The organism is Thalassovita mediterranea (assembly GCF_001458435.1).
GTDB lineage: Bacteria > Pseudomonadota > Alphaproteobacteria > Rhodobacterales > Rhodobacteraceae > Thalassobius > Thalassobius mediterraneus.
The window spans coordinates 151063-176403 of record NZ_CYSF01000002.1 but is presented as its reverse complement, the minus strand read 5'-3'; the positions used below and the strand labels follow the sequence as shown (position 1 = coordinate 176403).

The window sequence follows — 25341 nt, the reverse complement described above, 5'->3', positions numbered from 1 at the left end:
GGTGCCGTTGGGAAGGGGCGAGGCCGTTGTGGCCTCTCAGCCCCCGAGGGATTTATTTGGACCAGATTACTTGGTCAGAACGTGGCGAACGCTGTTCTGGATTTGGGCAAACGACGCGTCGTCGTCTTCCAGGTTCTCGATCACCGAAGCGGCTTTGGCGACGGCGTCGGCGTCAACCAGGCTCAGGTCGATGTTCGGGGCGAACTGGCGGATCTGAGCGGCGTCGTAGCCCGATACGTCAGAGGTCATTGCAGAAGCAGCACCGGTCAGGGCGATCAGGGCGGCGGCGGATGCGGTTACGATACGGTTCATGTTGTTAACTCCTAAGTCAGGTTTGTGTGGCACGATGGGGAGGATGGTGCCGTTGGGGAGGGGCGAGGCCGTTGTGGCCTCTCAGCCCCCGAGGGATTTATTTTGTCAGAACGTGGCGCACGCTGTTCTGGATCTGGGCGAAGGACGCGTCGTCGTCTTCCAGGTTCTCGATGACCGAAGCGGCTTTCTTGACGGCGTCGGCGTCAACCAGGCTCAGGTCGATGTTCGGGGCAAAGGCGCGGATCTGGGCAGCGTCGTAGCCCGATACGTCAGAGGTCATTGCGGAAGCGGCACCGGTCAGGGCGATCAGGGCGGCGGCGGATGCGGTTACGATACGGTTCATGTTTTTAACTCCTAAGTCAGTTTGCGGGGTCGATCGGGGAGGTGATCGTTAGTGTGTCAGTGTGTTGGACTGTGTGTTTGTCCGTCTGACACCAAACAAACTGGGGGCGGATCGGGGGGATTAAAACCCAACGAAATCGTCACGGAAATTCACGCCGATGTGTGTTGAAAAGAGGCCCGCGCACAACGGTCCCTGCGCAGCTTTGCACAGGGTCTGTGCGGGTCATGTTTTGCAGGGCTTTGCCCGGGCCCGACAGGTTACACCCCACGCCACAGCGCGTGAGGAAAAGGGCTGATTTGGGCGAAAGTACATTTGTCACATAAACGTGTTGAGCAACTTTTTATCGCTTTGTTTCAAAGCCCTCACAGACCCGCGCGTGATCCTCTCAGGCAGGTGTGCAAATTAGGGCAGGTTGTAACAAAGAGAGTGTTTGGGCTTCGAGAGCAGCGTGCTTGAATTAGGCTAGAGGCGTCGCACCCCGTTTAAGGTACTGCCCAACAGGCACTGTCGGGCCGCGTCACGCCAGAGGCGTGCGTCCAGCACGCGCCAAACACACGGGTCGGCGCGACTGCGCCTCCCCCGGGACCGGCGTTAGACCTCAAGTTTGGGAATAATTTAATCGGAGGTCGTTCATCAATGAACCTTAGGCGAAGTTCCCATATGAATTAAGACGCCCCAATCAGGAGCGCCCCAAAGCAGAGCAGCGTGGTTATCACGCCGAACAGCTGGCGCCGCCCAGAACGCAGAACTTGGCGCAGTGGGGGTGGTTGAGGTGAACGTCTGCTTCTGCCTCTGCCAATGTGTGACCCATTTCGAACTGTTCATCATAAGGCAGCAGGGTGCAGCTGAGTACTGCGGGCTTCTCAGCCCCTTTGCGTTTAACAACCATGCGCGAGGAGGCGCACATAACGCTGTCGGGTGTTTTGTTCAGGATGCCCCAGCAGCTTTCGGTAATCTCCGGCACCTCGGCGCTCATGTCCATTTCAGGGAACAGAACACATTGGCCTGGGTTCTGGGCGTCGATGTCGTATCCGCGCGTCTCGAAGATGGCGGCGTAGCCTTCGCGTGCGGCGGCGTCACTTTCATGCCAGAGTGCGCGGCCTGCAACGGCCATCTGAACATTGTTGTCGCGCAGGAAATCCATTCCGATCAGCGAGCGCTCAAATGATCCCTTGCCGCGTTCTGCGTCATGTGCCGCCACATCCCAATGATCGAGGGAAATACGCAGGGTCAGTTTGCCCGGATAGGCCTCGTTCAACGCAACAAGACCAGCACTGACACGTTTGCGCTGCATCGGCTGCATGGCATTTGTCAGGATCAACACCTCATAGCCGCGTTTTAGTGCCGCCTCTGTCATGTCGAGCATGTCGGGGTTCATGAAGGGTTCTCCGCCGGTAAAGGCGATTTCACGCACGTTCCACTGACGCGTTTCCAACTGATCAAGGTAGTCTTCGACCTCGGCCGTAGTCAGATAGACCAATGCGTCATTTTTTGGGGACGACAGGATGTAGCAGTTTTCACAGGTGATGTTGCACAGGGTGCCGGTGTTGAACCACAGGGTTTCCGGGTTCGACAGGGGCACGGTTGCGCGTACCTGACCATCCGCCGTGGTCAGCGGGTTGATGAATTTGCCCTCGTTGGCGGTAAGCTGTTGGGAATCCTTCATCTCGTCCTCATCTGTTGGAATTTTGGCACCTTAACTGCCGCAATGCAGCGTGGGAAGAGCGTGATATTTCCATGACGGGTTTGTGATGGGTGGTCTGCGTCTGGATTTGAATGCTAGACTAACGCGCGGCGATCAAGTAACAGGGTCACGATAGCGCTAACATTCAATCTGGTTCGCTCCTTTATTTGTGCTGTTACGGCTGCGGGGCGCCCATAAAACGAAGGAACACAGCATGGTCTCGCGCGTAATTCCGGTTGATCCGTTTGATCTGGTGATCTTTGGCGGCACCGGTGATCTTGCACGCCGCAAAATCCTACCTGCGTTGTTTCGCCGTTTTGTTGCCGGTCAGATCCCCGACGGCTCCTCTATCGTGGGGGCGGCGCGGTCTGAAATTGATGATGCCGAATACAAATCGCTGGTCAAAGATGCGCTGCGCGAATTTCATCCAGGTGATTTGCCCGAGGACATGCTGAGCGGCTTTTTGAACATCTTGCATTACGTGCAGGTGGACGCGACGGGCGATCAGGGCTGGGATGCACTGGCGAAATTGGCGCGGCCGGATGTTGTGCGGGCCTTTTATTTCTCGGTCGGGCCCAGCCTGTTTGGCGCCCTGGCGGAACGGTTGCACCATCATGGGTTGGTCGATCCTGAAACACGGATTGTGGTTGAAAAACCCTTTGGTCGCGATCTGGAAACGGCGCGGGCGCTCAACACGTCTTTGGCGGCGCATTTTGAGGAATGCCAGATCTACCGCATTGACCATTACCTTGGCAAAGAGACGGTGCAGAACCTGATGGCGATCCGGTTTGGCAATATGCTGTTTGAGCCGCTTTGGAACAGCCAATACGTCGATCACATCCAGATCACTGTGGCTGAAACCGTGGGTGTGCAGGGGCGGGGGGAATATTATGACCGCTCGGGCGCGATGCGGGACATGGTACAAAACCACCTGATGCAGCTGTTGTGCCTGATCGCGATGGAACCACCGGCAAAGTTTGATCCTGACGCGGTACGCGATGAGAAGCTGAAGGTGATCCGCGCCCTTGATCCCGTGGAACCAGCCGACTTGGTGCGCGGTCAATACCTTGCCGACGGTGATCGTGCCGGATATCTGGAGGACGCCGAAGACCCTGCATCCAAGACCGAAAGCTTTGCGGCGATGAAAGTGCATGTGTCGAACTGGCGTTGGGCGGGTACGCCGTTTTACCTGCGTACCGGCAAACGACTTAAGGCACGCGCCAGTGAAATTGCCGTGGTGTTCAAAGAAACGCCGCACTCTATCTTTGATGAGGATGCAGGCCGCCATCGCAACACCCTGTCGATCCGCTTGCAACCAAACGAAGGTATCGATCTGGACGTAACTATCAAAGAACCGGGGCCGGGCGGTATGCGATTGATTGACGTGCCGCTGGACATGACCTTTTCCGAGGCCTTGGGGCCAGAGTCAGAGGCGTCTGCAGATGCCTATGAACGGCTGATCATGGATGTGATCCGTGGCAACCAAACCCTGTTCATGCGTGGCGACGAAGTCGAGGCCGCATGGGCCTGGACCGATCCCATTATTCAAGGTTGGGAAACGCGCGGCGATCGTCCCGAACCATATGAAACAGGCAGTTCCGGCCCAGAGGACGCGCTGGCGCTGATGCACCGTGATGGACGCCGCTGGAGGGAAATCCGCGAATGAACCTGATAGAATACCCTGACCGCGATATGCTGGCGATTGACCTGGCCAACACGCTAGGTGATGAGCTGACAGAGGCGTTGCACCATGAAGATCGTGCAACTTTGGTGGTGCCTGGGGGCACCACACCGGGGCCGATCTTTGACGATCTCTGCGCGGTAGATCTGGCGTGGGATCGGGTGGATGTGATGCTCAGCGATGAACGCTGGGTTCCGGCAGATCATCCGCGATCCAACACCAAACTGGTGCGTGACCGCCTGCTGAAGGGCCCCGCAAGTGCGGCGCAGATGGTGCCCCTTTATCAAGATGCCGACGCGCCAGAGGCGATGGTCGCCGCTTTGGCGCCAGAGATTGAGGCAAAGCTGCCGATTTCGATCGCGCTATTGGGGATGGGGGCGGATATGCACACGGCGTCTTTGTTTCCGCGTGGCGACAACCTGCGCCTTGCCCTTGATCCGCAGGCCCCCGTTCTGGTGCCTATGCGCGCCGAAGGATTGCCGGAACAACGCATCACCCTGTCCGCGCGGGTTCTGCGGGATGCGATGAAGCTACACATCGTCATCATGGGCGATGACAAACGCGAAGCCGTTGAACGTGCGCACAACCTCACCCCCGAAGAGGCGCCAGTGCGCTCTGTCTTGGATCGCGCAGCTATTCATTGGGCGCCATAACCCTTTCAGGTGTTGCGAAATGCCCGCTTTTCAGCAAGTGCCAAATGGTTGATCACGCGCGAGCGCAGTAATGCTGGATCAGTAACGCAGGCTGCGCTATCCCAGAGATAACGCTTCGGGTGTTGTGGTGGACGACCGACGCAGTGGACATATTTACCACCCACAGACTTTGCCCCTTTGGGCGCCTGACTATTGAGGACCTGCACAGATGGATCTGGAACAGCTTGCCCAGCATGTTGCCCGCAGCAAAGATCGCCCAATTATGGACCTGTTCAGCGATCCCAATCGCGCGGCGGATTTTTCTGTTCATGCAGACTGCCTGCTGTTTGACTATTCCAAAACCAATATCGACCGTGACACCCGTGCGTTCCTGTTCGACACCGCCCGCGCCGCAGATGTGGCGGGACGTCGTGATGCTATGTTCGAAGGCGAACGCATCAATGAAACCGAAGGTCGCGCTGTTTTGCACACGGCCCTTAGGGCTGCCTACGGCACGGTGGTCAAACTGGACGGCGAAAATATCGTCCCTGCGGTGCGCGCCACCCGCGACCGGATGGCGGAATTTGCAAGGGCCGTGCGCAAAGGCAGCTTTCGCGGGCAGGGTGGTGCCATCACTGATGTGGTAAATATTGGCATCGGCGGATCCGATCTGGGCCCGTTGATGGCCGTGCGTGCGCTAACCCCTTACAGTGACGGTCCCTGCTGCCATTTTGTATCCAACATTGATGGCGCCCATTTGGCCGACACATTGGCACCGCTGAACCCGGAAACCACATTGATCATCGTGGCGTCCAAGACCTTTACCACTGTGGAAACCATGACCAACGCCCATTCTGCGCGCGATTGGATGGCGACCAAGGTGAAAGATCCGGCTGCACAATTCGTAGCCCTATCCACCGCCGCTGACCGCACCGCAGCATTTGGCATTCCCGCCGAACAGACCTTTGGGTTTGAGGACTGGGTTGGCGGGCGCTATTCAGTATGGGGCCCAATTGGCCTGGCATTGGGGCTGTCGATTGGCGCCGACAATTTTGCAGACTTTCTGGCAGGCGCGCGTGCAATGGATGACCATTTCCGCAAAGCGCCGCTAGAACGCAACCTACCGATGCTCCTCGCACTTGTGGGGCTGTGGCATCATCAAGGTATGGGATATGCCACCCGTGCAGTGCTACCCTATGAGCAACGCCTTGGACGGTTGCCCGCCTATTTGCAGCAATTGGAAATGGAAAGTAACGGCAAGCGCGTCACCATGTCCGGCGATGCGCTGGAAACCGTAAGCGGTCCAGTTGTCTGGGGCGAACCCGGCACCAATGGCCAACATGCCTTTTTCCAGCTGATCCATCAGGGAACCGCCGTGGTGCCCTGCGAATTTATGGTCGCCAAACACGGTCATGAGGCGGGCTATGCACATCACCACCGCCTGTTGATCGGCAACTGTCTGGCCCAGTCCGAAGCTCTATTGAAAGGCCGCACCTTCGAAGAGGCGCGTGCCAGCCTATCTGGCAAAGGGTTTGAGGGCGAAGAATTAGACCGTCAGGCGCGCCATCGCGTGTTCCCCGGCAACCGCCCATCCACCACGTTGATCTATGATCAGTTGACCCCCTTCGTTCTGGGACAATTACTGGCGCTTTATGAACACCGTGTCTTTGTCGAAGGTGTGATTCTTGGCATCAATTCCTTTGACCAATGGGGCGTCGAGTTGGGCAAAGAGCTGGCCAAGGATCTGGATCCCATCCTGACGGGTTCCGCCAGCGCCGAAGGCAAAGATCCGTCGACGCAGATGCTGATCAACCACCTGCGTCCGCGCGCCCGCAAATCAAACTAGACGGGTTCGTCTATCGGTCTGACGACGGATGGGCAGCAATGGGTGCATTGGCAAGGGTAGGGTGCATCCCCCTTTGCCATTCAATCGCGCGGAATGTCGAACCCCGGCTCTGCCAGCACAAACTTTTCGAACAAAAATCCGGGGGAAACCGTGCAGCCCACGAGTGTGTAGGCGCCCGTTGTGCGGGCCGCTTGCCAATAGTTGGTTGGCACGATCATCTGCGGCGCCTGACCCGCCGCCAAATCCGGCCCCAAAACGTAATCCTGCGCGGGTCCGATTTCATCTGCCGCCATGGACAGGATCAGCGGGGCGCCAGCGTAGTAATGCCAAATCTCTGCCGCATCCAGCACACGATTCCAATGGCTGCTTTCGCCCTCTTGCAACAGGAAGTAGATGCTGGTGCCAGCCGCGCGTTCACCTTCGGCGGCCTCGGCTATCCAAGTTTGGCGATAATGACCCCCTTCGGGGTGCGGTTCCAGCCCGAGATGGGCGATAAGCTCTTGCGCGTCCATGGTTAACCTGTAGCGTTCACGTCAGTAATAGCAGGAGTACGTCATGCCGCAAAAGATCGCAATTGTAGGCGCGGGCCTGATCGGGGCCGCTTTGGCTTATCAACTGGCGCGCCGTGGTGATGCGGTGACCTTGATTGATGCTGGACTGCCGGGGCATGCCGCATCTGGGCGTAGTTTTGGCTGGCTCAACGCCTCCTTCTTTGCAAACGAAGACCATTTCCATCTGCGCCAATCCGGCCTGGCGGCGTGGCGCCGTCTAAAATCAGACGTACCGGATCTGTCCCTGCGCTGGCCCGGTGCCCTGTGGTGGGAAGAACAAGGCGAAGCACTGCATGCGATGCACCGCAAATTAGGCGCACTCGACTATCCGGTGGCCCATGTCAGCGGTGAAGAGGTGGCTAAGCGACTGCCAGATTTGGCAACGGTTCCAGACGAAGCGCTGTTCTTCCCGTCCGAAGGGACAGCCGAAACCGGTGAGGTCGTGCATCAATTGCTGCGCGCGGCGCAGTCGCGCGGCGCACAGGTCATCGCGGGTGTCCGCGCCACCGGGCTGAAGGAGGCAAACGGTCGTGTAGCCGGCGTTCTGACCAACTGCGGAATGGTCGCCGCCGATCAGGTGGTGATCTGCGCAGGGACAGGTGCCGCTGATCTGCTGTCACCCTTGGGGATCAAGCTGCCGATGCTGTCGCGCCCTGGCGTGATGCTGCAAAGCCGCCCATTGCCGCAATTTATGGATCAGATTGTCGTGACCCCCCAGCTGGAAATCCGTCAGGATGGACTGGGCCGACTGCTGTTTCCAACGTCCCCCGGTCATCAGGGTGACACCGCCGAAGCAGTCCCCGACCTGATCCCATTGATCGCAGATGCGGAAAGTAGGCTGCAGGCGCTATTTCCTGATTTACGCCCCGAGTGGGAACAAGCCTTTGTGTCTGCACGCCCAGTTCCCGGTGACGGAATGCCCGCAGTCGGGGCAATTGGGCCCAAGGGCCTGACCTTGGCCGTAATGCATTCCGGCGCCACACTCGCCGCTATTATTGCTGAGATCGTGGCAGAAGAAATGCACGACGACTTACGCGCGCCAATGCTGAAACCTTACCGCCCCGAGCGGTTCCAGTAACTGTCAGAGCATCTGCCAATCGGTAAAGGTCGCCGCCTCACCGCGTTTGATGCCATCTTCATCTATCAGCGGCCAGATGATGGCGTTTTGTATTTCAAAACGCTGGCCTGTGGCGCTGATCCGCACGCCGCTGTAGTTTTCGATAAACCCCTTACTGCGCATTTCGGCAAACATCGCATCGCGCTGCGCACGGTGCGCGGGTTCTGCTGTGAGGCGCGAGGGGAGTTTCGTTAGCTGATCCCAGCCCATCCCCCAAAGCCGCTGCGCGGTCAGGTTGCCGTAGGTGAGCACCGGATCAGCCGCGCCATCATGGCTAAGGACCACAGCATCTGCGCGATAAAGCGCCTCAGGGTTTGCGGCCAGCGGGCGGCCAAGAAGGCGTTGAAAGCTGGTGATCAGCAGGTCCGCATGGGTGGATTGGAAGCTGTTTTCGGGGCTGGGGGGGAGCATCTTCTATAACCTTATAGTCCGGCTGAAATCTAACGATACGATCTATCAATACAATGCCAAATCAAAGATTTGGCTGCGCAGTTCCGCCCCCACGGGGCGGCGCATTCGCGCCCCCCCTCGGAACGGCGCTAGGCTTAATTCCTCGGATCAGTGCGGCTTTTTGGTCTTAATAAAAAAGGGCGAGCTATAAGCCCGCCCTTTCCAATTCTCTTAGCATCAACCGTTTACTTCAGGATCGAACGGCCTGCGTATTCGGCGGTCTCGCCCAGCAGCTCTTCGATACGGATCAGCTGGTTGTATTTCGCCAGACGGTCAGAACGCGACAGCGAACCGGTTTTGATCTGACCGCAGTTGGTCGCTACGGCAAGGTCGGCGATGGTCGCATCCTCGGTCTCACCGGAACGGTGCGACATCACATTGGTGTAGCGCGCGCGGTGGGCCATATCGACAGCCTTCAGCGTTTCAGTCAGCGAACCGATCTGGTTCACCTTCACCAGCATGGAGTTGGCAACGCCCTGCGCAATACCGTCGGACAGGCGGGCAGGGTTGGTCACGAACAAATCGTCGCCGACCAACTGCACCTTGTCACCGATTTTTTCGGTCAGCAGTTTCCAGCCCGCCCAGTCATCTTCGGCCATGCCATCTTCGATCGAGATGATCGGGTAGTCGTTGCACAGATCCGCCAGATATTGCGCGTTCTCTTCCGAGGTCAGCGAGGCGCCTTCGCCCTTCATCTCATATTTGCCATCGACGTAGTATTCGGTCGATGCGCAATCCAGCGCGAGGAAGATGTCTTCGCCCAGTTTGTAGCCGGCTTTTTCAACAGCGATGCCAACAAAATCCAGCGCCTTGCGGGTGCTTTCCAATGCGGGGGCAAAGCCACCTTCGTCACCGATGCCGGTGTTGTAGCCTGCGGCGGACAGTTCTTTCTTCAGGCAGTGGAACACCTCGGCGCCCATGCGGATCGCCTCTTTCACGTTCGTTGCCGATACCGGCATGATCATGAATTCCTGAATGTCGATCGGGTTATCGGCGTGCTCACCACCGTTGATGATGTTCATCATCGGAACCGGCAGAACGCGGGCCGAGGTGCCGCCGATGTAGCGGTAAAGCGGCTGTGCGGTGAAATCAGCGGCCGCTTTGGCACAGGCGAGCGACACGCCCAGGATGGCGTTTGCGCCCAGACGGGCCTTGTTCGGGGTGCCGTCCAGTTCGATCATCGCTTGGTCGATGGCAACCTGTTCGGTGACGTCCATGCCGACCAGTTCTTCGGCAATCTCACCGTTCACGGCGGCGACGGCTTCCAGTACACCTTTGCCAAGGTAACGAGCTTTGTCGCCATCACGCTTTTCCACCGCTTCATGCGCGCCGGTCGATGCGCCCGAGGGGACAGCAGCGCGGCCCATGGTGCCGTCTTCCAGGATCACGTCCACTTCGACAGTGGGGTTGCCCCGGCTGTCAAGAATTTCGCGGGCGTGAATGTCGATGATGATGCTCATGGGGCAGGTTCCTCTGTCTCGGTAGACGGTTCAACTATCGTTAGACGCGCTTTTAAAGGGATGATCCCCAAGGGAAAAGGGTTTAAGCGCGATGTTTGCGCTCACCGACCATGAAAAAGCGCGCCGGATCGGAAACAGGCGCGCTTTGGCGGAAAATACACCCCGTCAAAGGTCGATTTGATCAAAAAAGGCACATCCAACGGCTGCCTGATCTAACCACATGACCGATCTTTGGCTCAGGCCGCAGGCGCCAACTTCCGCGCAAGGCGACGTTCGCGGACGTAGGTGTAAAATCCCGACCCGATGATCAGTGCCGCGCCCACATAGGTCATCACCTCGGGTCGCTCGCCAAGGATCAAAATCCCCAGCGTCATCGAAAACACCATCCGGCTGTAGCGAAACGGCGCCAGTGCCGAAGCATCACCAATGCGCGTCGCCATGACGATCGCATAATACCCCGCCATGCCCACCAGAACCGTCAGGCCCGTAATGCCCCAATGATAGCCGCTCAGCGCCACAGGTGCGTCGCCCAAGGCTAGCATCAAAAGGGGACCAGAGATCACCAGCGATCCAAACCCCTGAAACGACACAACGGTCGAAGAGGTGTTCGATGGCAAACGTCGAGAGATCACATCGCGCAGGGAAATCATCACCACCGCGCCAAGAACCAACAAAGTTGCAGGATCGAAACTGGTGGTGCCGGGGCGAATGATCAGCAACACCCCGATAAACCCAACACCGATTGCCGACCAACGCCGCCAGCCGACGGTTTCACCCAGAAACAGCGCAGCACCCAGCGTGATCACCAGCGGGCTGGCCTGAAAAACGGTGGAAAAGGTGGTCAGTGGCACCAGTGCTAGTGCGGCAACGATGAACACGGCGGCGAACCCTTCGGCGCTGGTGCGCCAATAAAGGACGGACATGCCTTTGCCGCGCGGGAACAGTTGTTCGCCTTTGCGCAGGGCCATCAGCCCAAACAGAAAACCACCCCCCGCACCCAGCAGGGTGATCACCTGACCGGTGGGCATGACCGCTGTCAGCTGTTTCAGAAACAGGTCTTCGATGGCAAAACACAGCATCGAAAACACCATCAGCATGATGCTTTGCAAATTGTTCATGGGTGGGCCTTTAATCGCGCAGTATTAGCCCTGTTAGCGCGTAAGGTGCCGCTCGGGCAAGCACCGGAAGACACGGTATATAGGCAGGGTCCAACAAGGCACCGGAAAACTACGATTAGCCTTTGTTCAGCGGTACGCCATAAAGCTCTAGCTTATGACCCTTCAGGCGATACCCCAGCTTTTCGGCGATTTTTTCCTGCAGCGCTTCAATCTCGGGATCGCAAAATTCGATCACCTCGCCGGTTTGCATGTCGATCAGGTGATCATGGTGTTCGCGCTCTGCGTCTTCGTAGCGGGCGCGACCGTCGCCAAATTCGTGTTTGTCCAAAATCCCCGCCTCTTCGAACAGTTTAACGGTGCGATAGACAGTGGCGATAGAGATGCGCGGATCGCGGGCAGAGGCGCGGGCATACAGCTCTTCGACATCAGGATGATCGGCAGAGGTTTCCAGCACCGCCGCAATCGTCCTTCGTTGGTCGGTCATCCGCAGGCCCATTGCTTCGCAGCGTGAGATGATCGTTTCGCTCATGTCTGTCCTCTGGTCGCCGGTTCTGTTGGTGGCGTGTCGCTAGATCTTGTTTTAACCGCTTGATCTGTGGTTGGCCACAGTTGGATGCGGGCCGCGCTGATAGCGGGCTGTGGGGCAGGGTGCAAGGGGGTGAATGTGCCGCCCTCAAGCGGGCAGATCCAACCAAACCGGCAGATGGTCAGATGCAATGCGCGCGGGCCGTTGACGATGCACGCCCGTGTCCAAAACCTTCAGGTCTGGTGACAGGGCAAATCGGTCAAGGCCAGCAACGGGACGCGGGGCGGGGTAGCTGGCGGGGGTGGCCAGCACCTCGATCTCGCCCAATTGGGCCGACATTGGTTGTTCATCGCCCCATTCGTTGAAATCCCCAGCGATCACGGTGGGCAGTGGCGCAAGTGTATCCAAATGCCGCCGGATCGCGGCCAGTTGCAGCAGGCGATAGCGTCGTATCAGCCCCAGATGCGTCCCCACTACGCGCAGCTGGCCACACCGCGTTCTAAGATCGGCGCAAATTGCGCCACGTGGCTCCAACCCCGGCAGATCAATATGGCCTGTTCGCAGAACTTCGACATCAGGGCGTGCCAGCATGGCGTTCCCATGCCAGCCGAGCGACCCACCCACCTGTCCAAAGGGTAAGATTTGCCAGCCGTGTGCCTCAACCAAACCATGCGGTAACGCAGCAGGGCGCGGCGGCAGTCGCTTGTCTGCCTCTTGTAGAACCACCAAGTCGGCGCCAAGCGCCTCAATCACCTGTAGGCTGCGGGCAGGACGGCGACGCAGGTCAAGGCCGACACATTTTTGCAGGTTGTAACTGGCGACACGGAAAGGCGATACTGAAGCGACTGTCATAAATTCAAGATAGTCATCAACGATGGAGAATGAACCCTGTTTCGCGAACAAACATTGCTGGCACGGATGATCTGGACGCTCTTGGCGGTGTTTGGCCTGGCATCATTGCTGGCAGGGCGTTGGGCCGGGGCCTTCGTGGCGTTTGGAACCCTAGCGGTATCTCTGGCACCCTTGTTCGTTGCCCGCTGGGCCGACATTAAGGTGCCACCCAGTTTCATCGCTGCCATCGTCGCCTTTGTCGGGGGAACGTTGTTTCTGGGTGAGGTGTTTGATTTTTATGAAACCTTTTGGTGGTGGGACATCGCCATGCACGGCAGCAGCGCGGTGGGCTTTGGGCTAATCGGGTTCGTGTTGATCTTTATGATGTTTCAGGGCGACGCCTATGCAGCGCCCCCCATCGCGATGGCGTTTTTTGCGTTTTGCTTTGCGATGGCGATCGGCGCCTTTTGGGAAATTTTCGAATTCTCCATGGATCAGCTGTTTGGTCTGAACATGCAGAAATCCGGCCTGATGGACACAATGGGCGATCTGATTGTCGACGCCGCGGGTGCGCTGATTGGGGCCGGTGCGGGTTGGGTATACCTGACATACCGCAACAGACGGCGCGGCCTAACCCGCGTCATCGAAGAGTTTGTGCGCAACAATCCACGCCTGTTTCCACGCGGTTTACGCAATCGTTTCAAAGACTAAGACGCCGCTCGTCAGGTCCCACAGAAGGTGGCCTGAACCACCTCTTCGGGCTGTGGCGGCGCGGTAAGGTCCGCATCATCAGGTGACAATGTGTAGGGTTCCGACAGCACCCGTAGCAGACGATCGAAGGGGGCCATATCGCCATTAACTGCGGCGGCAATCATCTGTTCCATCCGATGATTGCGCGGGATCACGGCGGGGTTCACGCGGCGCATCAGGTCGAGCGGCGCATCTTCATCCGCGATACGCTGCTGCCAACGGGCGCGCCAGTCGGTGAACGCAGCAGGGTCACTGGCATCCTTGATCTCAGCACCTTCGGACAAGGCGCGGAAGGTGTTGGTGAAATCCGCCTCGTGGTGCGCCATAAGGCGCAGCAGATCGCCAATCAGCGGTTCATCCTCTGGCGTCGCGTCGGCAATACCGATTTTCTGCCCAAACACCCGCAGCCATTCCGCGCGGATCTGGTTGGGCATCATATTCACGGTGGCGGTAAATCCAGCGACCGCAACCTCTCCATCCGGCATCAGCGGCACCAGACAGGACGCCAGCTGCGCCATGTTCCAACAGATGATATTGATCTGATTGTCGTAGGAATAGCGCCCCTGTCGGTCGATAGAGCTATAGACCGTAACTGGATGAAATTTATCCATAAAGGCCGCGGGGCCAAAATCAATCGTTTCGCCAGATAGCGTGGTATTGTCGGTGTTCATCACCCCGTGGATGAAACCGATGCCCATCCATTTCACCACCAGTTTGACCTGCCGCTGGATCACAGCCCGCAGCAGGTCGTGGGGCGTTTCCGCCTCAGGGTAATGGCGATCACGGGTGTAGTCATAAAGTGCCTGCAACCCCTCGAGATCGCGCTGTGCGTAAAAGTATTGGAAGGTGCCCACACGAATGTGACTGCTGGCCACACGGGTCAGTAGTGCCCCCGGCAGGCCGGTTTCACGCTGGACACGTTCTCCCGTCGCGACCGCCGCCAACGCGCGGGTTGTCGGGACGTCAAGGGCATGGAACGCCTCACTCAGCAGATATTCCCGCAGGACCGGACCCAGCCAGGCGCGGCCGTCGCCATTGCGGGAATAGGGGGTGCGACCGGAGCCTTTAAGTTGGATATCAACACGTCGCCCGTCACCCTTCACCACCTCACCCAGCAGCAGCGCGCGACCATCCCCCAGTTGCGGGGAAAACCCGCCGAACTGATGACCGGCATAGACCTGAGCCAGCGGATCAGCACCGTCGGGCATCCGGTTACCGCCGAACACTTGCGCCATGTCCTCAGGCGTTCCTGCTGAGATACCCAGCTCCGCCGCCAACGCGTCATTAAACACCAGCAAATCTGGCGCGCGCACTGGCTCCGCATTTTGGCGGGTGAAAAAACGATCTGGCAGGGTGCCGTAGCTGTTCTGAAAGGGGATGTGCAGTGTCATGCGCCGAAGGTAACGCGCCCCCACGCGAAGGCAATCGCAAAAGCGACGCTTACCCTTCACGCGTCAGTGTGACCATCCCGTCGCGCAATTTGAAATGAAGGCGGCTGTAAAACCGTTGCGCTACCTCATCATCGGCGGGGATCTGGACATGCAGCGCATTCAGCCCCGCATCAGCCAGCGCCTTGGGCAGCTCGCTCAACACCTCATGACCGATGCCACGACCGCGCACCGAGGGGCGCAAAAACACCTCATCCACGGTGCCGATCATCCCGCCGTATTCCACGGACCAACCGAAACTGATCACCACATAACCAATCGGCGCGATGCGTGGCCCGATCAGATAGACAACACCCAGCGGATTACCCTGTAGCAGCGGGGTCAGCGCGGCGGCGCGATGATCGGCATTGCTTGGGCGACCGATGTGGTCGTGATAGGCTTCTACCAATGGCAGCAGCTTGGGCAGATCATCCAGCCGTGCCAGCCGCAGCGCGGTCATAGGCGGGCCATCCGTTCATGCAGCAGGGCAAAGAATCCATCCGCATCTATATCGCCCATGAACAAAGCGTTTGGCGCACGGTCGGTGACGCCCCACCAATCGGCGACGGTCATGCCCATGGTCAGCTCTGACTCGGTTTCGATCGTCACGTTGATATGGCGACCGGTGAAAAGGTCGGTGTTGATCAGATAGGCGGTGACACAGGGATCATGCAACGGCGCCCCTTCGGAGCCGTATTTTTCCTTGTCAAAACGTTCGAAGAAATCGGTCATCTCGGCCACCGCGATGCCAACACGATTGCCAATGGCGCGGAAGGCGTCGTTGCGCGGCGTGGTGACCAGTGCCTTGTGCGTCACATCCAGCGGCATCACCACAATCGACACGCCGGATTTAAACACGATATCAGCGGCTTGCGGATCGACGTAGATGTTGAACTCCGCCGCTGGGGTGATATTGCCCACCTCAAAATAGGCGCCGCCCATCAGCACGATCTGCTTCACCCGTTCGACAATATCCGGCGCGCGTTCAAAGGCGGTGGCGATGTTGGTCAGCGGCCCAAGTGGGCACAGTGTGACGGTACCCGCAGGTTCCGCACGCAGCGTGTCGATGATGAAGTCCACACCATGTTGATCCTGTAGCGGCATGGTGGGATCGGGCAGCACCGGACCGTTCAGACCGGTTTCCCCATGAACATGTTCCGCGGTCACAAGGACACGACCCATCGGGCGGTCACAGCCGGCAAACACCTTTACATCGGGCCGGCCCGCCAATTCGCAAATCCGGCGCGCATTGCTTTCGGTCAGCGATAGCGGCACGTTGCCTGCAACGGCAGTAATGCCCAACACCTCAATCTCCTCTGGGCTGGCAAGCGCCAAGAGGATGGCGACCGCGTCGTCCTGTCCGGGATCGGTATCAATGATGATCTTTTGCGGCTTCATGGCCTGCCTCCTGCGCATCTGGTTGCGTTACGCTGATCCTATTTCCGGCACGGATACAAGGGGATAGGCAAGGGTCGCGCGGCTTTTCGCTGTCTTTTACATTTGTTTCCGCATCAAGCCGCATACTGCATTGTATTTTTTAGGCCTTCAGGCCGGGCACATCTAGGAAAGCGCGCAGCAAAGCTGTAGCGTTGTGAAAACGCACCCCCAAAGTGGCGCGACATACAGGATGCACTAATGAAAATTGCCTTTGTAACAATGGTTTGGCGTGACTATTGGTTGCTGAAAAAGTGGATTTCGCACAACGAACAATGGGTTCCGCGTCGCCAACTCTATGTGATCAATCACGGTGGCGACCCCAAGATTGATGAGATCGCCGAAGGCTGCAGCATCATCCATGCACCGCGCGACGAATTGACCCCTCGCCTTGATCGTCAGCGCTGGGATCTGCTGGGTGCGGTCACCAATGGGCTACTGGCTTTTTATGACCGTGTGGTGTGCAGTGATGTGGATGAATTTCTACTCTACCTCGGGAAGGAGGGGGATTTGCTCAGCCACCTTGAGGCCGCAGGCACCGAAGGAAACGCCATTGCGCCGATAGGCCTGAACATCATGCCTTCGAACAACTTTGATCCTGACCAGCCGCTGTTGGTGCAGCATCCAAATGCGATGGTTCACCCCAAATACACAAAACCCTGCATCGCCCATTCGCGCGTGGTGTACACCGTTGGCGGCCATGGGTTGCAGCGTGGGGATTATGTGATTGATGCTAAAATTGGGCTGGCACATCTGCATTATGTCACGCCGGACTATCAAAAACGTATGTCCGACCGTCAGGATATTGTCGCACAGTCACGCGCCCATGCAGAACGTCAGGGTGATGCGGACAAAATCCCCAAGCGGTTCTGGATCAACTGGAAAGAGCCAGACCTGATCCGGCAAAAAGATCAGCGAAATTTCGAACGCGGTACAATCGTCGATGTCAGCGGTGGCTTCGATGACTGTGCCAATGCGCTGCGTGCCGCCAAGGTGAGCAAAGGCAAACAAACCGTGGTGGAACCTGAGTTGTTCAACAAATCCCCCCTGCGGATCGTCCTGCCAGAACGGTTACAGCAGACGTTTCAGTAAACGTTTCAGCAAACGAAAAAGGCGCGCCCAATTGGACGCGCCTTTGTTTTTACGGATTCAACAGATCAATTGTCGAAATCGACCTGTTCCACTAGCTTGAGTGCGGTGGCGCGCTGTGCGGCCAGATCCATCAGGTTGACGTCATCTGCGGTGAACGCACCCCAGCTTTGGACCAGCTCGTTTGCCTCGGATCCCGGGGCGATCGGGTATTCAAAGTTGGCGTCAGCGTAGACTTCCTGCGCCTTTTGCGAGGTAAGGAATTCCATCATTTTCAGCGCGTTATCGCGGTTCGGTGCCGCCTTGGTCATCGCCACGCCGGAGATGTTCACATGGGTGCCCGCGTTTTCAAAGGTGGGGAAGGTGATTTTCACGCTTTCGGCCCATGCCTTTTGATCGGGATCTTTCAGCATCTTGCCCATGTAGTAGGTGTTGCCCAACGAGATATCGCATTCACCAGACCAAATCGCCTTGACCTGAGCGCGGTCGTTGCCTTGGGGTTTGCGCGCCAGGTTGGCCTTTACACCTTCCAGCCAGGTTTTGGCAGCCTCTTCACCGTGGTGGTGAATAACGGCAGATGCCAGCGCGATGGTGTAGGGGTGGGTGCCGGAACGGGTGCAGATGCGGCCCTTCCACTTGGGGTCGGCCAGATCTTCGTAGGTGGTAATCTCACCTTCAGCCACACGGTCCTTCGATGCGTAGACGATGCGGGCGCGGGTGGTCAGACCCCACCAGTGACCATCGGGATCGTGGTAGATGTCAGGCACGTTGGCCTCCAGCACGTCGGAAGTGACGGGCTGCGTAACGCCAGCGTTCACCACTGCAGCCAGACGCGAGATATCAACAGTGAACACCAGATCGGCGGGCGAACGGTCGCCTTCGGCCTGCAGGCGTTCCACCATGCCCTTTTTAAGGTAGGCGACGTTCACCTTGATTCCGGTTTCTTCGGTGAAGGCATCGGTCAGCGGCTTGATCAGTTCCGGCTGGCGGTAGGAATAGACGTTCACCTCACCTTCGGCATGGGCCGAGGTCGCAGCAACAGCGAGGGGGAGCAGCGGCAGAAGGGTCTTTTTCGTCAGCATGGGGGCCTCTTTTGAGAACAGATAAAATCTGCCCCATTACCTGAGGCAGAGCGGGCGCGCCGTCAATACCTGAATTAAAATATCAGGATTATCCAGCAATGCCCCGCTCATCGCGTTTAACCGCATCCCAAAGGGCATCCATTTCTTCTAGCGTGCTGTCCTCGGGACGTTTGCCAAGCTCCTGCAGCTTTGCCTCAACCCCCTCAAAACGCCGGATAAACTTGTTGTTCGCTGCACGCAAAGCCGCCTCAGGTTCGACATTCAGGTGGCGGGCCAAATTGGCCATGACGAACAACAGGTCGCCAAATTCCTCCTCCACCTCCACTTGGGTCAGAGTGTCGCGGGCCTCGACCAACTCCTGCGATTCCTCAACGATCTTGTCGATCACCGATCCCGCATCAGGCCAATCAAACCCAACCCGCGCCGCCCGTTTTTGCAGTTTTACCGCGCGCAACAGGGCAGGGAGGCCAACCGCAACACCGTCCAGCGCGCCCTTCTGTTCCTTGCCCGCGCGCTCTGCCGCTTTGATGGTTTCCCAGTCGTTCACTTGCTGATCGGCGGATTTATCGCGGCTTTCATCGCCAAACACATGTGGATGGCGGGCAACCATCTTATCAGACATCGTGTCAGCCACCTGATCGAATGTGAACAACCCAGCCTCTTCCGCCATTTGTGCATGAAAAACAGACTGGAACAGCAGGTCGCCCAATTCCCCCTTCAACTCGCCCCATTCTTCGCGCTCAATCGCGTCGGCGACTTCATAGGCTTCTTCGATCGTGTAGGGCGCGATGGTGGCGAAGGTTTGCTCAATGTCCCACGGGCACCCGCTGTCAGGATCGCGCAAGGCGCGCATGATCTCTAGCAGGCGCGGTATGCCGCCGTTCGGGGAATGGATCAGCGCGTCATCGCGGGTCTTGGTCATTGGGGTACTCTCTTGGCTGACGGGTTGGGCGCACTTTAGGCCGCGGGCTGGCGACTGAAAACCCCGCGTAAGAAACCCCGTCATCCTCCGGCATTTGCATTCGGTTCGATCCGCGCTAGACCAACAGCAACAGTCGCCAAAGGACGCACCCAAATGCCCGTGATTAACCGTATCGCCGCCTACGCCGAAGAAATGACAGCATGGCGCCGTCATCTGCACGAAAACCCAGAACTGGGGTTCGATTGCTTTGAAACCGCCGCCTTTGTTGAGGGGAAGCTGCGCGAATTTGGGATTACCGAGATTCACACCGGTATCGCCAAAACTGGCATCGTTGCGCTGATCCGTGGCAAGGGTGCAGCCGAGGGTGTGCATGTGGATAACGGCCCCGTCATTGGATTGCGCGCCGATATGGACGCCCTACCGATGGACGAGGAAACCGGCCTGCCGTACGCGTCGAAAGTGGCGGGAAAAATGCACGCATGTGGCCATGATGGTCACACCACCATGCTACTGGGCGCTGCAAAATATTTGAATGAAACCAAAAACTTCACCGGCACAGTTGCGTTGATTTTCCAACCCGCAGAAGAGGACGGTGGCGGCGGTGGCGTCATGGTGGATGAGGGCGCGATGGATCGCTTCGGCATCCAGCAGGTTTACGGCATCCACAACGCCCCCGGCGAACCCCTGGGGGAGTTTCAGACTACGCCGGGCCCAATCATGGCCGCCGTTGACACGTTCCACATCAACATCACCGGTGTTGGCGGGCACGGTGCGCATCCGGATGAAACCAAGGATCCGGTCGTTGCCGCCGTGGGCATCGTGCAGGCGATCCAGACCATCAGCAGCCGCAACCATTATGCGCTGAACGATCTGGTCATCTCGGTCACGCAGATTCACACCGGATCGGCGGAAAACATCATCCCTGAAACGGCCTATATCAATGGCACGGTGCGCACATTCGACAAACGTGTGCAGGCAATGGTGATGCAGCGCATGCAAGAGATCTGTGATGGCATGGGCCCCGCTTACGGCGTTGAGGCGAAGCTGGATTATGAAATCTGGTATCCCGCCACAGTGAACACCGCCGACAACACTGCCTTTGCCGCTGATGTGGCCCGCGAAGTGGTGGGTGCGAACAATGTGGTGGATGATATCAGCCGTGGCATGGGGGCCGAAGATTTCTCTTACATGCTAGAGGCGCGACCGGGCGCCTATCTGTTCCTTGGCGCCGGTGAGGGCGCGGCGGTGCACAACACCAAATACGATTTCAACGACGAGATTAGCCCGATTGGCGCGTCGTTCTTTGCCCGTCTGGTGGAAACCGCGCAGTCTGCCTAATGAGGTGGCGGCGGGACGTTACGGAAAGCTTGTCCTGCCGTGTCTGCGCGCCCTTATAGATAACCAAAGCAATCCGATGAGAAAGGGAATGCAATGAAATGGTTGATTTTTCTGTTGGCAGTGATCGCGGGCCTGATGGTCTACGTGCGTCTCGCGCCGGTTCAGGCCAGTGTCTGGCACACCGCGGTTGAGGGCGACACGGATCAAGATTTCGACGGCGGCGTGATCCGCGTGGCGGAAGTCTCTCTGGCTGCGCTTGATCAGGTGGCGCGGGGCTGGGACCGCACATCCGTTCTGGCAGGATCCGTGGATGAGGGCCGCATCACCTATGTGACCCGCAGCCTGCTGTGGGGTTTCCCCGATCTGACCACAGTTGAGGCGCGCGAAAATGGCGTGGCGATCCATGCCCGTCTGCGTTTTGGCAAATCGGATTTGGGCGTGAACGGCAAACGCGTGGCAGCGTGGCTGGCGGCGGCGCAATAACCCGCGCCTACCCCTGATCCATAAATGACATTTGGGGCAGGGCGGAGGTCAGGCATCCTTCGCCCAGCTCACGCCACATGGGCACATTCAGTGACATCTGGCATTCGGCCATGAACATGCGCCCATCCACCACCAGACAGATGCGCTGCCCCAGCTCAACGCGCGCGCCTTCGCGGTTGGTGCAATAACACTCCACCGTTTTTTGCGTGTTCGACTGCGCCCACACTTGGTTCGCGGCACCTGCCAGCGTCGCCAGCGATAGCACAGGGATCAATACAGGGATCAGAAAACGTCGCATAAGGGCAGGGTATCACATTCGGCACCCTTGACCAAATTGGCAGAATGCGAAACACCAGCACCATGATTTCACTGGACCGACTAGAACAGATCACCGGCCGTTTCGGCTATATCGAAGCACAGATGGCCGAAGGCGGCGGCGACATCGCCGCGCTGGGGCGTGAATACGCCGAACTGCGCCCTGTGGTGGAACAAATCACCGCCTATAAACAGCTGCTTGCCGACGTTGAGGAGGCAGAGCTGATGCTGGACGATCCAGACATGAAAGAGCTGGCAGAGGAAGAGCTGCCCGCGCTGAAAGCCGCGCTGCCTGCCGCCGAAGAGGCACTGCAACTGGCGCTCTTGCCCAAGGATGCGGCGGATGCCCGCCCCGCGATGATCGAAATCCGCCCCGGCACCGGCGGGGATGAGGCGGCACTGTTCGCGGGCGATCTGTTGCGGATGTATCAACGCTATTCAGAGGCGCGCGGTTGGTCGTTCAAGGTGATTGAACTGTCCGAGACAGAGCTGGGCGGCATCAAAGAAGTGACCGCCCATGTAAAGGGCGAGGGGGTCTTTGCCCGTCTGAAATACGAAAGCGGTGTACACCGGGTGCAGCGTGTGCCCGAAACCGAAAGCGGCGGGCGCATTCACACATCCGCCGCGACGGTCGCCGTTCTGCCAGAGGCAGAGGATGTGGATATCCAAATCGACGCCAATGATATTCGCATCGACACCATGCGATCCTCTGGCGCGGGGGGGCAGCACGTGAACACCACAGACTCCGCCGTGCGGATCACCCACCTGCCCAGTGGTATCGTGGTGACCAGTTCGGAAAAATCCCAGCACCGAAACCGAGAGATCGCGATGCAGGTGCTGAAAACCCGCCTTTATGATATGGAGCGACAGCGCATTGACAGCGAACGCTCTGCGGATCGGAAATCGCAGGTGGGATCGGGGGATCGCTCCGAACGGATCCGGACTTATAACTTCCCTCAGGGGCGGATGACCGATCACCGCATCAACCTGACGCTTTATAAGCTGGAACAGGTGATGCAGGGCGATCTGGACGAGGTGATTGATGCGCTGACCGCCGACCACCAGGCAGCGCTGCTGGCAGAGATGGACGCATGAGCACGGTTCAGGCGCTGCTGGTCGCCGCTGGCCGCCGCCTGCGGGATGCGGGGATTGACGCGGGCGATGCGCGCCCGTTGTTGGCGCATGTGTTGGGGGTGGCGCGCGACCGGCTGGTGTTGATGGGACCGGATGAGGTCAGTGATGATCAGGCTGCGCGGTTTGAGGGGTATGTAACCCAGCGCCTTGGCCATCGGCCTGTGTCCAAGATCATAGGCGAACGCCTGTTCTGGGGCCGATCCTTCGCCGTCACCGATGACGTTCTGGACCCACGCCCAGAGACCGAGAGCCTGATCGCCGCCGCGCTGAATCTGTCGGCGCCACAGCGTATCATCGACCTAGGCACCGGCACTGGCTGTATCCCGCTAACCCTGCTAGCGGAACTGCCTGACGCGACGGGCGTGGCCTGTGATATCAGCGATGCAGCCCTGTCAGTAGCCGCCCAAAATGCCGCAGCGCTGGGTCTAGCTACGCGCATTCAGTTCCTGCAATCAGATTGGTTCGCCGAAGTGACAGGTCAGTTTGACTTGATCACATCGAACCCGCCCTACATTTCGGATGCGGAAATGCGCGACCTCAGCCCTGAGGTGTTTCACCACGACCCGCATTTAGCGCTGACGCCCGGTGGTGATGGCCTGTCGCCCTATGTGGTTCTGGCCGCAGGTGCGCGCGATCATTTAACGCCAGGCGGACATATTTTAGTTGAGATCGGCTGGCGGCAAGGCGCCGATGTGGCGCGCATATTCCGCGATGCGGGATTGATTGATGTTGCAATCCTACCGGATATGGACGGGCGTGACCGCGTGGTAACGGGACGCAATCCCAGCTAAATTGTGACATTTCGGGCCGTTATGGCCCGACCTTCGGCAAAAAAGCATCTCTTTTGGTGATTTTTCGCGCTTGGGTCTTGTCACGCGCGATCTTCACGGCTACGCAGGGGGTGTCGAGACGCTGGATGCACCAAACGCTCCCCCTCGACGCCAAGCCACAAATGTCGGACCCCGGTAGGTACAAGAGCGCAAGAGGCGTGAAGCGGACCCGACATGTTGAGATTTTAAGGCTGGACAGCAGTAACATGAGATCTTCGAAATCCCGTTCTCGGTCCAAATCGAACCGCAATAACAATCGGTCGGTTGGAAATATTGTAAACCGGGTCTTTGACAGCTCCGGCCCAGAGGGCAAGGTGCGCGGGACGCCGCAACAGATTATCGACAAATACAACCAGTTGGCCCGAGATGCGCAGCTGGCAAACGATCGCGTGGCGACCGAAAACTTCCAACAGCACGCAGAGCATTACCTGCGCCTTCTGAGCCAAGCCCAGAAAGAACAGGAAGCCCGCCGCGAACAGCAAGAACAGCAAAACCGTGAACGTCAGGCCGAGCGCGACCGTGAACGCGCCGCCCGTCAGGAACGTGAATCCGCGGCCGCTGGTACTGGCGATCAGCCCGATTTGCTGAATAACGACGAAGCCGCTGCGGTCGTTGAAGGCGAAGGTGAAACCGGTCTGGTGGAAACACCTGAAAACAAGACCGAAAAGCCCAAGCGCGCCAGCAAACCCCGCCGTCCGCGCAAGCCCAAGGCCGAGGCTGCCCCGGCTGAAGGCGGCGAAGCACCGGAAGCGCCCAAGCCCAGCCCCGACGCCCCCGAAGCGGCAGAGTGATCGCAGGGTAACCCTGAATAAATAAACAAAGCCTCCCAAATCGGGAGGCTTTTTTCTATACAGCACTGGGCCTCCATACTGCACTGGGCCTCCATACTGCACTGGGCATTGTGGCGGAGAGGCCCCGGCCTTGAGCTGGGGCCTCCTATCCAACGATCACGCCCGCTTGGCTGCGGCCTTCAGGCACAGGATGTCGGTGCCGATGGTTGCCGCAACCAATGCAGTGATTTCTGCGTGATCATAGGGCGGCGACACCTCGACAATATCTGCTGCCACCAGATCAACACCGCCCAGCTTGCGCAGGATCGACAGGCCCTGATGGCTGCTGAGGCCACCGGGAACCGGCGTCCCCGTGCCGGGCGCAAACGCGGGGTCCAGACAGTCGATATCAAAACTCAGGTAAGCCTTGGCATCGCCTACGGCGTTCTTCACCGCTCCCGCGACCTCAGCCGCTGTCATTTCATGCACCTGATCGGCCTGCAGAATGGTCATGCCATAGCTTTCCTCACCCTCATAGCAGCTGCGAATGCCGATCTGCACCGAACGGGCGGGATCAATCAGCCCGTCTTCGATGGCATAACGGAACATCTCGCCATGATCCTGACGGCGCTCTTCTGACTGCTCCACATCACGGTGGGCATCAAAATGCACCAGCGCCAGCGGCCCGTGTTTGGCGGCCTGCGCCTGTAGCAGCGGATAGGTGACATAGTGATCGCCACCAAGCGCTAGGGCAAAGGCGCCGCTGTCGACAATCGGCGCCATATGGGCACGCACGGTTTCCTCGAACAGCGCTGGACGGGCAAAATCAATCGCGCAGTCGCCGTAGTCGATGGCCGCCAATGTCTCAAACGGATCAAAGCCCCAAGGCCAGATCGGCCCCCACGCCAGTTGCGACGACGCGCGGCGGATCGCCTCTGGCCCAAAGCGTGTTCCGGGGCGGTTGGAGACCGCGCAATCAAACGGAATACCCGTCACCACTGCATCCACGCCAGCCAGATCACGGCTGAACTTGCGACGCATAAAACTGCGCGCACCGGAGTAGCTGTTTTCAACCTCGGTGCCCATCAGATCCTGACGCAGGAACGCCTGATCGACGGGTTTAACGGGGAACTGTGACATGGGATGTCCTTTGTAAATCTCGTACGGCCAACCTGCGCCATCCCAATATGCAAGTAAATACTTACTTTTAAAAAAT

27 protein-coding genes are annotated in these 25341 nt (G+C 58.4%); 11 read left to right on the top strand and 16 right to left on the bottom strand.

What is annotated here, in order from left to right:
• Positions 1-66 precede the first annotated feature (66 nt).
• The 3 genes from TM5383_RS02210 to TM5383_RS02200 all read right to left on the bottom strand — a co-directional run bounded on the left by TM5383_RS02210 (position 67) and on the right by TM5383_RS02200 (position 2321).
• Positions 67-312 (bottom strand): hypothetical protein, encoded by a 246-nt coding sequence (locus tag TM5383_RS02210; RefSeq protein ID WP_058317410.1) that lies wholly within the window; start codon positions 310-312, stop codon positions 67-69.
• Positions 313-409: 97 nt separating this feature from the next.
• Positions 410-655: a hypothetical protein gene (locus TM5383_RS02205; protein WP_058316999.1), complete on the bottom strand. Its 246-nt coding sequence runs from the start codon at positions 653-655 to the stop codon at positions 410-412.
• A gap of 712 nt (positions 656-1367) precedes the next feature.
• On the bottom strand, positions 1368-2321 hold the full coding sequence (locus tag TM5383_RS02200) for a radical SAM protein (RefSeq protein ID WP_058317409.1): 954 nt from the start codon (positions 2319-2321) through the stop codon (positions 1368-1370).
• A 232-nt stretch (positions 2322-2553) separates the two neighbouring features.
• Here TM5383_RS02200 and zwf point away from each other — a divergent pair, with 232 nt between their 5' ends.
• The 3 genes from zwf (at position 2554) to pgi (ending at position 6498) form a co-directional block, all read left to right on the top strand.
• A complete protein-coding gene (gene zwf, locus TM5383_RS02195) occupies positions 2554-4005 on the top strand; it encodes a glucose-6-phosphate dehydrogenase (protein WP_058317408.1) in 1452 nt (483 codons plus the stop codon).
• Positions 4002-4673, top strand: coding sequence for a 6-phosphogluconolactonase (gene pgl / locus TM5383_RS02190; protein WP_058317407.1), 672 nt, complete (start codon positions 4002-4004; stop codon positions 4671-4673). Before zwf ends, pgl begins: the two co-directional genes overlap by 4 nt.
• A 208-nt stretch (positions 4674-4881) precedes the next feature.
• Positions 4882-6498, top strand: coding sequence for a glucose-6-phosphate isomerase (gene pgi, locus TM5383_RS02185; protein ID WP_058317406.1), 1617 nt, complete (start codon positions 4882-4884; stop codon positions 6496-6498).
• 80 nt (positions 6499-6578) lie between these two features.
• Here the strand turns inward: pgi and TM5383_RS02180 are convergent, their stop codons facing one another.
• On the bottom strand, positions 6579-7010 hold the full coding sequence (locus tag TM5383_RS02180; RefSeq protein ID WP_058317405.1) for a cupin domain-containing protein: 432 nt from the start codon (positions 7008-7010) through the stop codon (positions 6579-6581).
• 43 nt (positions 7011-7053) lie between these two features.
• Here TM5383_RS02180 and TM5383_RS02175 point away from each other — a divergent pair, with 43 nt between their 5' ends.
• Positions 7054-8127: an NAD(P)/FAD-dependent oxidoreductase gene (locus tag TM5383_RS02175; RefSeq protein WP_058317404.1), complete on the top strand. Its 1074-nt coding sequence runs from the start codon at positions 7054-7056 to the stop codon at positions 8125-8127.
• A 3-nt stretch (positions 8128-8130) separates the two neighbouring features.
• Here the strand turns inward: TM5383_RS02175 and TM5383_RS02170 are convergent, their stop codons facing one another.
• From TM5383_RS02170 to TM5383_RS02150, 5 genes are all read right to left on the bottom strand, one after another.
• Positions 8131-8577, bottom strand: a complete 447-nt coding sequence (locus tag TM5383_RS02170) for an MEKHLA domain-containing protein (protein WP_058317403.1) — start codon at positions 8575-8577, stop codon at positions 8131-8133.
• Between the two features lie 224 nt (positions 8578-8801).
• The gene (gene eno, locus TM5383_RS02165) at positions 8802-10076 is read right to left on the bottom strand and encodes a phosphopyruvate hydratase (RefSeq protein WP_058317402.1); all 1275 of its coding nucleotides are present in this window, start codon (positions 10074-10076) and stop codon (positions 8802-8804) included.
• Between the two features lie 236 nt (positions 10077-10312).
• Positions 10313-11194: a DMT family transporter gene (locus TM5383_RS02160; RefSeq protein ID WP_058317401.1), complete on the bottom strand. Its 882-nt coding sequence runs from the start codon at positions 11192-11194 to the stop codon at positions 10313-10315.
• A 115-nt stretch (positions 11195-11309) separates the two neighbouring features.
• On the bottom strand, positions 11310-11723 hold the full coding sequence (locus tag TM5383_RS02155; RefSeq protein ID WP_058317400.1) for a Fur family transcriptional regulator: 414 nt from the start codon (positions 11721-11723) through the stop codon (positions 11310-11312).
• A gap of 144 nt (positions 11724-11867) precedes the next feature.
• Positions 11868-12572 (bottom strand): endonuclease/exonuclease/phosphatase family protein, encoded by a 705-nt coding sequence (locus TM5383_RS02150; protein ID WP_058317399.1) that lies wholly within the window; start codon positions 12570-12572, stop codon positions 11868-11870.
• A gap of 66 nt (positions 12573-12638) precedes the next feature.
• On the opposite strand from TM5383_RS02150, the gene TM5383_RS02145 reads away from it, so the two are divergent.
• On the top strand, positions 12639-13262 hold the full coding sequence (locus TM5383_RS02145; RefSeq protein ID WP_058317398.1) for a DUF2238 domain-containing protein: 624 nt from the start codon (positions 12639-12641) through the stop codon (positions 13260-13262).
• 11 nt (positions 13263-13273) lie between these two features.
• Here the strand turns inward: TM5383_RS02145 and TM5383_RS02140 are convergent, their stop codons facing one another.
• The 3 genes from TM5383_RS02140 to TM5383_RS02130 are packed head-to-tail and all read right to left on the bottom strand — an operon-like array spanning position 13274 to position 16126.
• Entirely contained in the window at positions 13274-14692 is a 1419-nt protein-coding gene (locus TM5383_RS02140; protein ID WP_058317397.1) for a protein adenylyltransferase SelO, read from the bottom strand.
• A gap of 49 nt (positions 14693-14741) precedes the next feature.
• Complete coding sequence (locus TM5383_RS02135) at positions 14742-15188, bottom strand: GNAT family N-acetyltransferase (RefSeq protein ID WP_058317396.1); 447 nt, start codon at positions 15186-15188, stop codon at positions 14742-14744.
• Positions 15185-16126 (bottom strand): nucleoside hydrolase, encoded by a 942-nt coding sequence (locus tag TM5383_RS02130; RefSeq protein WP_058317395.1) that lies wholly within the window; start codon positions 16124-16126, stop codon positions 15185-15187. Before TM5383_RS02130 ends, TM5383_RS02135 begins: the two co-directional genes overlap by 4 nt.
• A gap of 237 nt (positions 16127-16363) precedes the next feature.
• Here TM5383_RS02130 and TM5383_RS02125 point away from each other — a divergent pair, with 237 nt between their 5' ends.
• Positions 16364-17254 (top strand): hypothetical protein, encoded by an 891-nt coding sequence (locus TM5383_RS02125; RefSeq protein WP_058317394.1) that lies wholly within the window; start codon positions 16364-16366, stop codon positions 17252-17254.
• Between the two features lie 65 nt (positions 17255-17319).
• Here TM5383_RS02125 and TM5383_RS02120 read toward each other — a convergent pair whose 3' ends face one another.
• Complete coding sequence (locus TM5383_RS02120; protein WP_058317393.1) at positions 17320-18333, bottom strand: Fe(3+) ABC transporter substrate-binding protein; 1014 nt, start codon at positions 18331-18333, stop codon at positions 17320-17322.
• Positions 18334-18421: 88 nt separating this feature from the next.
• Positions 18422-19255, bottom strand: a complete 834-nt coding sequence (mazG, locus tag TM5383_RS02115; protein WP_058317392.1) for a nucleoside triphosphate pyrophosphohydrolase — start codon at positions 19253-19255, stop codon at positions 18422-18424.
• Positions 19256-19408: 153 nt separating this feature from the next.
• Here mazG and TM5383_RS02110 point away from each other — a divergent pair, with 153 nt between their 5' ends.
• Positions 19409-20593 carry a M20 aminoacylase family protein gene (locus TM5383_RS02110; protein WP_058317391.1) on the top strand — a complete coding sequence of 395 codons (1185 nt, stop codon included), beginning with the start codon at positions 19409-19411 and terminating at the stop codon, positions 20591-20593.
• A 93-nt stretch (positions 20594-20686) separates the two neighbouring features.
• Entirely contained in the window at positions 20687-21076 is a 390-nt protein-coding gene (locus tag TM5383_RS02105; RefSeq protein WP_058317390.1) for a DUF1499 domain-containing protein, read from the top strand.
• Between the two features lie 7 nt (positions 21077-21083).
• On the opposite strand, the gene TM5383_RS02100 is transcribed toward TM5383_RS02105, so the two are convergent.
• The gene (locus TM5383_RS02100; RefSeq protein WP_231724991.1) at positions 21084-21374 is read right to left on the bottom strand and encodes a hypothetical protein; all 291 of its coding nucleotides are present in this window, start codon (positions 21372-21374) and stop codon (positions 21084-21086) included.
• Between the two features lie 62 nt (positions 21375-21436).
• On the opposite strand from TM5383_RS02100, the gene prfA reads away from it, so the two are divergent.
• From prfA to TM5383_RS02085, 3 genes are all read left to right on the top strand, one after another.
• Positions 21437-22486 carry a peptide chain release factor 1 gene (gene prfA / locus TM5383_RS02095; RefSeq protein WP_058317427.1) on the top strand — a complete coding sequence of 350 codons (1050 nt, stop codon included), beginning with the start codon at positions 21437-21439 and terminating at the stop codon, positions 22484-22486.
• Positions 22483-23316, top strand: a complete 834-nt coding sequence (gene prmC, locus TM5383_RS02090) for a peptide chain release factor N(5)-glutamine methyltransferase (protein ID WP_058317389.1) — start codon at positions 22483-22485, stop codon at positions 23314-23316. The genes prfA and prmC overlap by 4 nt, the downstream gene beginning before the upstream one ends.
• Before the next feature lie 245 nt (positions 23317-23561).
• Positions 23562-24146, top strand: coding sequence for a DUF4167 domain-containing protein (locus tag TM5383_RS02085; protein ID WP_058317388.1), 585 nt, complete (start codon positions 23562-23564; stop codon positions 24144-24146).
• A gap of 156 nt (positions 24147-24302) precedes the next feature.
• Here TM5383_RS02085 and speB read toward each other — a convergent pair whose 3' ends face one another.
• A complete protein-coding gene (gene speB, locus TM5383_RS02080) occupies positions 24303-25265 on the bottom strand; it encodes an agmatinase (protein ID WP_058317387.1) in 963 nt (320 codons plus the stop codon).
• Positions 25266-25341: the final 76 nt, after the last annotated feature.